The organism is Miltoncostaea marina (genome assembly GCF_018141525.1).
GTDB lineage: Bacteria > Actinomycetota > Thermoleophilia > Miltoncostaeales > Miltoncostaeaceae > Miltoncostaea > Miltoncostaea marina.
On sequence record NZ_CP064655.1, the window covers coordinates 1634220 to 1645729 of the forward strand.

Here is an 11510-nt window from a genome sequence, read left to right on the forward strand (position 1 = left end):
GCTCCGGGCGGACACCGGCCAGTCTAGCGGGGCACCCCGACGGGCCGGGGCGCCCCCCGCCGGTGGTGGGGGGCCGTGCCGTCCGACCCCACCGGTAGCGTCACCGGCGGAACAGGCCGCCTCCGCCAGCGGGGTCATCCGATGGACACGTACGACGCCTGGCTCGCCGACTTCAGGACCCGCCTCGCGCAGCACGACGCCGGGGTGGCGGCCCTGGCCCGCGACCTGGCCTCCCGGACGCCCTGGAGGGTGCACGCGGTCGGCAGCCCCGGCTTCGACGCCCCGCCGGCCACGGCCGGGCAGCCGGCCGACGTCCACTGCGAGCGCGAGGGCGTGCGGCCGCCGCTCTGCTTCGAGGTGGAGCTGCCCGAGACGCTCGTGCGGCGCTCGACGCTCGCGCGCCTGCGCGCGCTGACCGACCACGGCATCGAGCCCCGGGTCGTGCTCGTGGCCTCGCCGTGGGACCACGAGCAGCGCATCGCCGAGGCGCGGCGGCTGCTCGCCCGCGCCGGCCTGGCGCTCGCCGTGGCCGCGATCGCCCCGGACGAGGAGCGCATCACGGGGGCCGACTGGTAGGGGGTCCGACCGGGGCGCCGCGGCCGTCCCCTTCCCCCTTCGGCCGCGGCACCCGCCCGGAAACGGCGAGGGCGCCGGTCGGACGGCGCCCTCGCGATCCCCGCGTCCCGCCCCGGGGTCAGTCCAGGAACGGGATGATGAGCAGGGCGACGATGTTCGCCACCTTGATCATCGGGTTGACGGCCGGGCCGGCGGTGTCCTTGTAGGGGTCGCCGACCGTGTCGCCGGTCACCGCCGCCTTGTGGGCGACGGAGCCCTTCCCGCCGTGGTGGCCGTCCTCGATCATCTTCTTGGCGTTGTCCCAGGCGCCGCCGCCGGAGGTCATCGAGATCGCGACGAAGATGCCGGTCACGATGACGCCGAGCAGCAGGCCCCCGAGCATCTCGCGGCCGTTGCTGACCCCGAAGATGAACGCGGTGACGATCGGGAACAGGATCGGGATCGCCGCCGGCAGCAGCATCTCGCGCTGCGCCGAGGCGGTCACGATGCGCACGCAGCGGGCGTAGTCCGGCCGCTCGGTGCCCTCCATGATGCCGGGGTGCTCGCGGAACTGGCGGCGCACCTCCTCCACCACCTGCCCGCCGGCCTTGCCGACCGCCTCCATGGAGTAGGCGGCGAAGAGGAACGGCATCATGCCGCCGATGAACAGCCCGATCACGATGAACGGGTTGATGAGGCTGAAGTCGACCACCGTGCCGGGGTCGATGACCGCCCCCAGCTCCTCGACGTAGGAGACGAACAGCACCACGGCCGCCAGGCCGGCCGAGCCGATCGCGTAGCCCTTCGTCACGGCCTTGGTGGTGTTGCCGACCGCGTCGAGCGGGTCGGTGATGGCGCGCACGCCCTCGGGCAGCTCGGCCATCTCGGCGATGCCGCCGGCGTTGTCGGTGATCGGGCCGAAGGCGTCGAGCGCCACGACCACGCCCGCCATCGAGAGCATCGCCATCACGGCCACGCCGATGCCGTAGAAGCCGCCGAGCTCGTACGAGCCCGCGATCGCCAGGCCGATCACCACGATCGGCGCGGCGGTGGCCTTCAGGCCGACGGCGAGGCCGGCGATGATGTTGGTCGCGTCGCCGGTCTCCGACGCCCGCGCGATCTTCTTCACCGGCGGCCACAGGGTGCCCGTGAAGTACTCCGTGATCGCCACGAGGGCGATGGTCACGCCGATGCCGATGACCGCGCACCAGAAGTAGTCGAGCCACTCGCCGGCGCCCTCGACCACCTCGGCGCCGTCCATCAGCCAGTAGGTGACCGGCAGGAAGCCCGCGATCGCGAGCAGCGCGGCGACGCCGAGCCCGGTGTAGAGGGCCCCCGTGACCGAGCCGTTCGGCCCCACCCGCACGAACCAGGTGCCGATGATCGACGCGATGATCGACACGCCGCCCAGGGCGAGCGGGTAGATCAGCGCGTTGGCGAAGTCGGCGAGGAAGAGCGAGCCGAGGAACATGACCGCCACGGTGGTGACCGCGTAGGTCTCGAACAGGTCGGCCGCCATGCCGGCGCAGTCGCCGACGTTGTCGCCCACGTTGTCGGCGATCACCGCCGGGTTGCGCGGGTCGTCCTCGGGGATGCCGGCCTCGACCTTGCCCACGAGGTCGGCGCCCACGTCGGCGCCCTTCGTGAAGATGCCGCCGCCGAGGCGGGCGAACACGCTGATCAGGCTCGAGCCGAAGGCCAGGCCGACGAGCGGCAGGACGTCGTCGGACCCCTCGCCCAGCACGAGGAAGTAGCCGGCCACCGACAGCAGGCCGAGGCCCACCACCAGCAGGCCGGTCACGGCGCCGCCCTTGAACGCGACCCCGAGGGCCGGCGAGAGGCCGTGCTTGGCGGCCTCGGCCGTGCGCACGTTGGTGCGCACCGAGACGTTCATGCCGATGAAGCCGGCCGCGGCCGAGGCCACGGCGCCGATCAGGAAGCCGATCGCCGCCTTCCACCCCAGCAGGTTCGAGTCGACCGCCTCGCCGAGGAGGCCGATGAGCACGAAGAGGACGGCGGCGACGCCGGCGATGATCGTGTACTGGCGCGTGAGGTAGGCCTGCGCGCCCTCCTGCACCGCCTTCGCGATCGCGCGCATGCGCTCGTCGCCGGTCGGCTGCTTGAGGAGATAGACCGTGAGCCCGATGCCGTAGGCAACGGCCAGCAGGCCGATGACCACAGCGAGCCATGTTGTGTTGTCCGACAAGAAGTCGGCCACGTCGCTCCCTCCGAGATCGGTTGGCGAGCGCACACCCCGGCCCACCGGGCCGAGACGCTCCGGTTTTGCTGTGGCTCGCGCCTCGACGGGAGAACGCTGCGCCGTACGCGGCGGTTTTCTACCACACCGCCCCGGACGTTGTGCCGATCATCACGCGCGTCCACGGCCCGCCGCGGCGGGCCGTGGGCTCAGGTGGCGGCGCCGCCCCCCGGCCTCGGGGTGCCCGGCGGCACCCACAGGCGCGACGCCGGGTCGGGCGCCGGCCGGCCCCGAGGCGCCTCGCCCCCGGGCGGCGGCGATCCGGCCCCGGGCGGCGGGGTGCCGCCACCCTGGTCGCCGCCGGCGGGCGGCTCCTCCACGGCGCGGGCGTACGCCATCTGCAGCACGGCCAGCGGCTCGCGGAACGGCCGCACCTGCGCGGCGCCGAGCTCGCGCTCGGCCACCTCGAGCAGCGCGCGCAGGGCCTCGATCGCCTGGCGGGCCTGGGTCAGGTCGCGGGCCTCGTCGCGCGTCGGCCCCATGCCGAGCCGGATGCCCGCCATGTCGATGAACGTCGCCATCGACTGCAGCAGCACGTCCCGCACCGGCGTGCGCGCGAGCCGCTCGGCCATCATCGCCGCGAGCTCCTCCGGGCTGGGCGCGGCGCCGGCGCCCTGCGGCTGGTCGGTGCTCATGCCGCCCCCGCGGGGGTCGCCACGACCTCCTCGGCCGAGCGGCGGGTGCGCTCGACGTTCTCGGCGTGCATCGCGCGCGGGTCGCCGAGCGCCTCCAGCCGCTCGATCTGCCGCATGGCCCCGTTGCCCTCGGCCAGCATGCGCCGCACGCCGGCGATGTGGGGCTCGATGCCGAGGGGGCCGTGCACGTGGGCCGACCAGTCGATCAGCTCCTCGATGGCCGTCGTCGTCGGACGCTCGATGCCGCGGTCGAGATCGATGAGCCTGCCCTCCAGTCCGTTGCGCTGGGCGCGCCAGATGTTCTCCTCGATGAGGCCGGTCGGGTGCGCGGGCAGCGGCCGGCCCGCGTCCGCGTCGGCGGCGAAGGCCGCGACGCAGGCGAGCGCCATCGCCCCCAGGGCGAGCGCGTCGGCCATCTCGGTCTGGCCGTCGCAGATGCGCACCTCGACGGTGCCGAAGCTCAGATGCGGCCGCACGCTCCACCAGATCTGCGTGCCCTCCACGATGGAGCCGGTGCGCTCCAGCATGCCGACGAAGGCCGCGTACTCGTCCCAGTCGCGATAGGGGTCGGGCACGCCGCAGCGCGGAAAGCTCTTCGTGAAGACCTGGGTGCGCGTGGAGTGCAGCCGGGTGGCCCGTCCCAGGTAGACGGCGCTGTTGGCCGACAGGGCGAGCAGCTCGGGCAGCACGCTGCGCATCGCGGTCGAGACGGCCACGGCGCGGTCGGCCCCGCGCACGCCGACGTGCAGGTGCAGCGACCAGGTGTTGTTGGTCCACGCGATGTACCCGAGCTCGCCCTCGACGCGCCGGTAGTGCGGCGTGTCGATGATGCGCTGCTCCTGCCAGGGGCTGAACGGGTGGACGCCCGAGACGCCGAGCGCGATGCCCAGCCGGTCGGCGAGCGCCAGCGTGGCCAGCCGGCCCTCCACCAGCTCGCGACCCGCGTCGGCGTAGGTGGCGTGCGCGCGGGTCTTGAACTCCACCTCGCTCGCGATCAGCTCGCCCGCCAGGCGCCCGCGCAGCGGCTCCTCGGCGGCCGCCATAAGCTCCTCGTAGCGGTTCGTCAGCGCGAGCGTCGCCGGGTCGAGGAGCTGGTACTCCTCCTCGATGCCGATCGTGAAGTCGGTCGACTCCTCGAACCGCTCGCGCGCGCCGGACAGGACGCCGGGAAGGGAGTCGCCGTGGGCCATCCAGGGCGAGTCTAGCAACGCCCCGCCGGCCCCCGACCTGCCGCCGGGACCCCCGTCAGGAGAGGTAGAAGTACAGCGCGTGCAGCAGCTCGACCGCGGGGCTCGAGGTGTGCACGGTCACGTCGGACGGCACGGTGAGCAGGGCGTCCGAGTAGTTGAAGATGATCTTCACCCCCGCGGCGACCAGGTCGTCGGCCACCTCCTGGGCGGCCGCGCCCGGCACGGCGAGCACGCCGACCATCACCCCGTCGTCGCCGGCCACGACGTCGGGCAGCTCCCGGTAGTGACGCACCGGGATGTCGGCGAGCGTCGTGCCAACGCGCTCGGGGTCGACGTCGAAGATCGCGGAGATGCGGAAGCCGTGGTCGGCGAAGACGCCCGAGGTGGCGATGGCGGCGCCGAGGTTGCCGGCGCCGAACAGGGCGATGTTGTGCTGGCCCGACGTGCGCAGGATCTTGCGGATCTGCTCGATCAGCGAGTCGATGTCGTACCCGACGCCCCGCTTGCCGAACTTGCCGAAGCCGGACAGGTCGCGGCGGATCTGCGTCGGATTGACGTTCGTGTACTCGGAGATCGCCTGCGACGAGATGCTGGTCTTGCCCATCTTCTTGGCCTGGGTCAGGACCTGGAGATAGCGCGAGAGGCGTGCGGCGACCCCCAGCGTCAGACGATCGGTGGCCATGGGCCCGGATTCCCTTGGACGCGAGGACTTTGTGACAGCTTGGTCAATCTACGCCCCGGCGGCGGTCGTCCGCAAGAGCACAAGCGGGTGACGAAATTCCCGGCCCTGGTCAGCCGAGCCGGAAGGGCGCGCTCTGCCGCCGCAGCCGCGTGCCGTCGCCCGCCGACGCCGTCACGCGCAGGCGGTAGCGCCCCGCGGGCACGTCGAGCCCCGAGGCGAGCCGGCGGGCCACGAGGAACCGGTACGTGCCCGCGGGCCAGGAGGCGTCCTGCTCGCCGCCGGCCACGGGCAGCGGCGCCCCGCCGGCGGCGGGCACCAGCGCCAGCCGCACCCCGTGGACGCGGGCGCTCACCAGGCGGGCGCCCGCGCGCCGCAGCAGGCCCAGGCGCACCCGCACCTCGGCCAGGCCGCCGTCGGCGCGCACCTCCGGGCGGCCCAGCGCGTCCCGCCGCCCCCCGGCCGGCCGGAGCGGCACGACGGGCACCCGCGCGGCGACGGCGCCCGCGTCGTCGAGCAACACGAGATGGCCCGAGGTGGCGTCCGGCAGGCGCAGCGTCACGGCCCGCCGGCCGCCCGCGGGCACCGTGATCCGCGACGTGAGCACGGCCTCCCCGGCGCCGGCGCCGGGGTCGAGCAGCAGCTCGTAGTCGCCGCCGCCCCCGGTGAGGTCGCTGAGCACGATCCGGGCGCGGGCCTCGCCGCGCGTGGCGCGGGTGGCCACGACGGCGGGCTCCACCCGCACCGCCCCCCCGGCCGGGAGCGCCGCCACGCCGCCGCCCTGACGCTCGAGCGGGACGCCGCCGAGCGGCCGGCCGGCCTGCACGAGCAGCGAGTGGACGGCCCGCGGGCCGAGCTCGGGCCGCTCGACGCGCAGCCGCAGCGCGATCGCGGCCACCTCCGCCGCCGCGGCGCTCGTGCCGGTGAGCGGCGCCGTGGCGTGCCGGCCGTCCGGGCCGCGGCCCGGCCAGGCCGCCTCGCGGTCGACCGCGGGCGCCACCAGGTCGGGCTTCGGGCGCCCGTCGAGGGTCGGCCCCCACGACGAGAAGGAGGCGACCCCCGGCGCGGCCGCCGCCGTGGCGCGCGGGCGCAGGGCGACGCGCAGGTCGCCGCTGCGGGCGAGCAGGCGCGCCAGCGCGGCGCCCTGGGCGCGGCCCATCCCCACCACCGGCAGGGGCAGCCCCGACGACCCGGGGATCGCCGGGAACGCGCCGTCGCCGTCCTCGTCCCACACCGCGATCGCGGCCGCCCCGGCGGCCGCCGCCCGGCCGGCGGTCTCGGCGATCGGCGCCCCGCCGCGCGCGACGACCACCAGCGCCCCCTCGACGGCGCTCGTGCCGTCCGGCCGCGCGAAGTCCTCGGGCGCGCCGCCCTGCGCCACGCCGGCCTCGTCGCGCAGCACCACGACCGGCAGCGCGCGGTCGTCGGGCTGCGGGCCCATCAGCGGCAGCGGGCCGAGGCGCGCGCCCGCGGGGCCGAGCCGGGCCTCCAGGTCGGCCGTGCGGGGCGTCGCGGGCGCGGCGACCCCGCCCACCGCGATCACCGTCGGGCCGGCCGCCGGGCCGCCGACCGACCCCGGTCGCGTGAACGTGGGCCCGTCGTTGCCCGCCGGGGCCACGACGGTGGCCCCCACCCGGTCCGCCGCGGCCACGGCCGCGGCGACGGGGTCCTCCCCCGCCCCCTCGAAGCCGGCCGCCAGGCCGAGCAGCACGACCTCGGCCGCGTCGTCGGTGGCGCCGTCGCCGTCCGGGTCGACCGCCCGCTCGAGCGCCGCCAGCACCCGGTCGGTGCGCGCCAGCGGCCGCAGCCGGCCGCCGACCGGCTCGCGCGACACCACCCGGTAGGCGAGCAGGCGCGGCACGTCGGCGGGCGCGAGGCCCGCGAGCGCGGCGGAGCGCAGCACGAGGCTCGCCATCTGGGTGCCGTGGGCCTCTGCGGCCGGGTCGGCCGGGTCGGGCGACGGGTCGGCGTCCCCGTCCACCAGGTCGGCGCCCCCGATCACCGGGAACGTCGGCCCCATCCCGCCCCCGAGCCACGGGTGCGAGACGTCCACCCCGGCGTCGATGAGGGCGATGTGGGCCGGGCCCTCGGCGGCCCCCGGGGCGTCCGTGCCGATCGGCGTCGACGGCTCGCGCCGATCGGCGTCGACGGCGCCGTCGGTGCCCTCGGGCGCGTCGGCGGGGTCCGTGCCGATCGGCGTCGACCGCTCGTGCCAATTGGCGTCGACCCCCTCGCCGGGCGCCTCGGGCCCCTCGGCCCGGGCCGGGGCGAGGAAGCCGACCGGGACGACCCCGATCACGTCGGACAGGGCGGCCAGCGCCTCGAGCCGGCCGGCCGGCAGGGTGACGGCCACGGCGTTGACCAGCACCCGGTAGCGGAAGGTCACCGTGGCGCCGAGGCTCTCGAGGATCGGCACCAGCCGCTCCTGGCGCTCGGCGACGGCCCGGGCGGCGGCGGCGCGGTCGCCCGGGTCGGCGGCGGCCGCCGGCTCGCCGGACAGCAGCAGGATCACCGTCTCGGCGTCGCCCGGCGTCGGCAGCTGTGGGGCGCGGAAGGCCTCGAGGGTGTCGCGCCAGGCGCCGGCGGCCAGCAGGCCGGCGGCCGCGGGGGCCTGCGCGGACGGCGGGGCGAGGGCCGCCGCGGCGGCGGCGGCCGGGCGGCGGGCCTCCGCGGCGCCCGCGCCGTCGTCCCGGGCGTAGGCGATCGCGGGCGCCATGAGCGCGGCGGCGCCGATCGCGCCGATCGCGACCTGGGCCCGCCGGCGCGGACGCCGCGCGCTCACGCCGCGATGCCCCCCGGCGGGGCGGTCGCCACCGCGTCGAGGCCGAGGTAATCGGGCCAGGGCACCTCGTCGGTGAACTGGGCGGCCGCGCCGATCATCGCCGCGTTGTCGGTGCAGAGGGAGCGGTCGGGCACCGCGACGCGCAGGCCGGCCCGCTCGGCGCCCTCGGCGACGAGCGCGCGCAGGCGGCCGTTGGCGGCCACGCCGCCGCCGAGGGCGACGGTCGGCACGCCCTCCTCGACGGCCGCCGCGATCAGCCGGTCGGCCAGGGGCCGCACCACGGCCTCCTGGTACGACGCCGCCAGGTCGGCGCGCTCGGCGTCGCCGAGCGGCTCGCCGTCGCGCTCCCGGACGACGTAGAGCAGCGAGGTCTTGACGCCGGCGAACGAGAAGTCGCGCACGCCGGCGCCGCGCAGCGCGACGGGGAAGGCGTGCGCGGCGCGGTCGCCGCCTGACGCGAGGCGCTCGAGGGCGGGCCCCCCGGGGTAGCCGAGGCCGAGCAGGCGCGCGCCCTTGTCGATCGCCTCGCCCGCCGCGTCGTCGATCGTCTGCCCCAGCAGGACCGGCGCGCGCAGATCGCGCACGAGGTCGAGGCGGGTGTGCCCGCCGGAGGCCACCAGGCTCACGAAGGGCGGGTCGAGGGCGACCGGATCCAGCCAGGACGCCGCGATGTGCCCGTGGATGTGGTCGACCATCAGCAGGGGCTTTCGCGCCGCGTAGGCGATCGCCTTCGCCGTCGCCACGCCGATGAGGAGCGCGCCGATCAGGCCCGGCCGCTGGGTGACCGCGACTGCCCGCACGTCGGCCAGCGCGAGACCGGCCGCGGCGAGCGCCTCGTCGACGACCCCGTTGACCGTGCCCAGGTGGTGGCGCGCGGCCACCTCGGGGACGACGCCGCCGTACGGCGCGTGCATCTCGGCCTGCGAGGCGACCACGTTCGAGCGGATGCGCCGCCCCTCGACGACGGCGGCCGCCGTCTCGTCGCACGAGGTCTCGATTGCCAGGATCGGCCCGTTCACGTGTACGCGTCCTCCGGTCCGCCGCCGCGCCACATGATGATCGCGTCCTCCCCGTTGTCCGAGTAGTACCCCGGGCGGAGCCCGTGCTCCATGAAGCCCTTGCGCCGGTACAGGTTGATCGCGGTGCCGTTGGAGACGCGGACCTCCAGGGTGAACCCGAGGTGCGCGCGCCGCCCGGCCCGCTCGAAGAGCACGTCCAGCATCCTGCCCGCGATGCCCTGGCGCCGGTGCGCCTCGCGCACGCAGACGTTGAGGATGTGCCACACGTCCGCGTACCGCGACACCATGACGTACCCCAGGATGTCGCCGCCGCGGTCGGCCACGAGGTCGATGGTGCCGGGCCGGCCGAGCTCCGACACGAACATCGACCGGGTCCACGGCGTGGCCGAGGTCGCGGTCTCGATGGCGACCACCTGGGGGACGTCCCCGAGCCGCATCTCGCGGATCTTCACGCGCGGCTCGGGCGGCGGGCGCTTGCCCCGCGGCACTACGCCTCCGGCGCCGCGGCGGCCGCCCGCCGCCGGTTGACCTCCGCGTCGGGCAGGCGCGCGTAGACCGGGCGGGCGGGCAGCCCGGCGCCGTCGCGCACGCGGCGCACGAGCGCGGCCGCGCGCACCCGGTGGGCCGCCGAGCCCGGCGGCAGGATGGTCCGCAGCGGCCCCGGCAGCGCCTCGCCACCCGCCGCCACGCCGTCGCCGCCGATCGCGACGGGCTCGCCGAGCCGCTCGAGCAGCGCCGACAGGTCGCCGGGCGCGATGGCCTGCGGGGGCGCAAGCTCGTCGAGCCCGCCCCCGCGCGGGCGGTAGACGGCGGCGAAGAGCTCCCGGCGGCGGGCGTCGAGCACCGGCGCCACCAGCGGCGCGTCCGGCGCGGCGGCGGCGAGCCCGAGCGCCAGTGCCTCGAGCGACGAGGCGCCCGTCACCGGCACGCCGAGCGCCTGCCCCAGCCCCAGGGCCGTCGCCAGCCCGATGCGCAGGCCGGTGAAGCCGCCGGGGCCGACCCCGACCACGATGTCGCGGAGGTCGTCGGCCGAGGCGCCGGCCGCGGTCAGGAGGCCGTGGGCCGCCTCCAGCACCCGACGCCCCGAGCCCGGCTCGGGGGCGAGCCACAGCTCGGCGACGGGTTCCTCACCCCGGACGAGCGCCAGGCTCGGGCTCGCTGTTGAGGTGTCGAGCGCGAAGGTCGGCAAGCTGGCGGCCGAGACCGGCGAGGAGCTGCGGATCCCGGGCGACCAACAGTACCAGCCGCCGGTCGCCGCCCCCGTGGCGCAGCTCAAGCTCGATGCGCGGCTCCGGCAGCGCCTCGAGGATCGCGTCGGGCCACTCGACGAACGCGATCGCGTCACCGGCCACGGCGTCGCGCAGCAGCTCGGCCTCCTCGTCGTCCGGGCCGCCCAGGCGGTAGGCGTCGACGTGCGCCACCGGGGCGCGCGCGCCCTCGTAGCGCTGGGCGACGGTGAACGTCGGGCTCGTGACCGGGCCGCTCACGCCGAGCGCCCGCGCCACCGCGCGCACGAGCGTCGTCTTGCCGGCGCCGAGCTCGCCGCGCAGCAGCACGAGGTCGCCCGGGCGCAGGGCCTCGGCCAGCAGCGCGCCGAGGGCCGCGGTGGCCCCCGGCCCGTCGCTCTCCCAGGTGAGCGGCGCCGTGCTCAGAAGAGGCCGAGCTGCTCGGCGGACGCGGACGCGGGCACGCCGGCGCCGGCGTGCACCGGCTGCGCGGCAGGGTCCGGCTCGCGCGCGGGCACCGCCGGGGGCGGCGCGGGCGGCGCGGGCGCGGAGGACGGCGCGGCGCGCGCCACGAGCTCCGGGATGCGGGCGAAGTCGGCCTCGAGCGTGGTGAGCATCGCGCGCGTGTAGAGCGCCGCGGCCGGGTGGAAGAGGGGGTAGAGCAGCACCGGCTGGCCCCCGATCTCGATCGGCAGCTCGTGGCCGTGCACCCGCGAGATGCCGTCGGGCCGCCCGGAGAGCAGCTTCGTCGCGAAGTTGCCCAGCGTGCAGACCACCCGGGGGCGCACGAGCGCGACCTGGCGGAACAGGTGCGGCTCGCAGGCGCTGATCTCGGCCGGCTGCGGGTCGCGGTTGCCCGGCGGACGGCACTTGAGGACGTTCGCGATGAAGACGTCCTCGCGGCGCAGGCCGATGCCTTCGATGAGCCGGGTGAGCAGCTTGCCCGACTGGCCCACGAACGGCATGCCCTGCACGTCCTCGTGGTAGCCGGGCGCCTCGCCCACGAACATCACGTCCGCGTCGAGGCGGCCGCTGCCCACCACCACCTGGGTGCGGGTGCGGCTGAGGGCGCAGCGGATGCAGCCCGCCACCTCCTCGCGGTGGTACGCCTCGAGGGCGGCGACGCGGTCGGCCGGCTCCGACATGCCGTCACACTAGCGGGGCGGT

The 11510-nt window shown here is 76.5% G+C and carries 11 protein-coding genes; 1 reads left to right on the forward strand and 10 read right to left on the reverse strand.

The features are described from left to right. The first annotated feature begins 141 nt into the window (after window positions 1-141). Window positions 142-576, forward strand: a complete 435-nt coding sequence (locus ITJ85_RS08215) for a hypothetical protein (protein ID WP_217915873.1) — start codon at window positions 142-144, stop codon at window positions 574-576. A gap of 118 nt (window positions 577-694) precedes the next feature. On the opposite strand, the gene ITJ85_RS08220 is transcribed toward ITJ85_RS08215, so the two are convergent. From ITJ85_RS08220 to ITJ85_RS08265, 10 genes are all read right to left on the reverse strand, one after another. Further along, window positions 695-2773, reverse strand: coding sequence for a sodium-translocating pyrophosphatase (locus ITJ85_RS08220; protein WP_217915874.1), 2079 nt, complete (start codon window positions 2771-2773; stop codon window positions 695-697). Between the two features lie 188 nt (window positions 2774-2961). Next, window positions 2962-3447: a DUF1844 domain-containing protein gene (locus ITJ85_RS08225; protein ID WP_217915875.1), complete on the reverse strand. Its 486-nt coding sequence runs from the start codon at window positions 3445-3447 to the stop codon at window positions 2962-2964. Next, the gene (locus ITJ85_RS08230) at window positions 3444-4637 is read right to left on the reverse strand and encodes a carboxylate-amine ligase (protein ID WP_217915876.1); all 1194 of its coding nucleotides are present in this window, start codon (window positions 4635-4637) and stop codon (window positions 3444-3446) included. The genes ITJ85_RS08225 and ITJ85_RS08230 overlap by 4 nt, the downstream gene beginning before the upstream one ends. Window positions 4638-4692: 55 nt before the next feature. Next, window positions 4693-5319 (reverse strand): redox-sensing transcriptional repressor Rex, encoded by a 627-nt coding sequence (locus tag ITJ85_RS08235; protein ID WP_217915877.1) that lies wholly within the window; start codon window positions 5317-5319, stop codon window positions 4693-4695. Window positions 5320-5428: 109 nt separating this feature from the next. Beyond that, entirely contained in the window at window positions 5429-8098 is a 2670-nt protein-coding gene (locus tag ITJ85_RS08240; RefSeq protein WP_217915878.1) for a S8 family serine peptidase, read from the reverse strand. Beyond that, window positions 8095-9117 (reverse strand): tRNA (adenosine(37)-N6)-threonylcarbamoyltransferase complex transferase subunit TsaD, encoded by a 1023-nt coding sequence (tsaD, locus tag ITJ85_RS08245; RefSeq protein WP_217915879.1) that lies wholly within the window; start codon window positions 9115-9117, stop codon window positions 8095-8097. Before tsaD ends, ITJ85_RS08240 begins: the two co-directional genes overlap by 4 nt. Continuing rightward, window positions 9114-9605 (reverse strand): ribosomal protein S18-alanine N-acetyltransferase, encoded by a 492-nt coding sequence (gene rimI / locus ITJ85_RS08250; protein WP_217915880.1) that lies wholly within the window; start codon window positions 9603-9605, stop codon window positions 9114-9116. The genes tsaD and rimI overlap by 4 nt, the downstream gene beginning before the upstream one ends. Further along, window positions 9605-10306 (reverse strand): tRNA (adenosine(37)-N6)-threonylcarbamoyltransferase complex dimerization subunit type 1 TsaB, encoded by a 702-nt coding sequence (gene tsaB / locus ITJ85_RS08255; protein WP_217915881.1) that lies wholly within the window; start codon window positions 10304-10306, stop codon window positions 9605-9607. Before tsaB ends, rimI begins: the two co-directional genes overlap by 1 nt. Continuing rightward, entirely contained in the window at window positions 10245-10769 is a 525-nt protein-coding gene (gene tsaE / locus ITJ85_RS08260) for a tRNA (adenosine(37)-N6)-threonylcarbamoyltransferase complex ATPase subunit type 1 TsaE (RefSeq protein WP_281412246.1), read from the reverse strand. The genes tsaB and tsaE overlap by 62 nt, the downstream gene beginning before the upstream one ends. Next, a complete protein-coding gene (locus tag ITJ85_RS08265; protein ID WP_217915882.1) occupies window positions 10766-11488 on the reverse strand; it encodes a uracil-DNA glycosylase in 723 nt (240 codons plus the stop codon). Before ITJ85_RS08265 ends, tsaE begins: the two co-directional genes overlap by 4 nt. Between the last annotated feature and the right edge of the window lie 22 nt (window positions 11489-11510).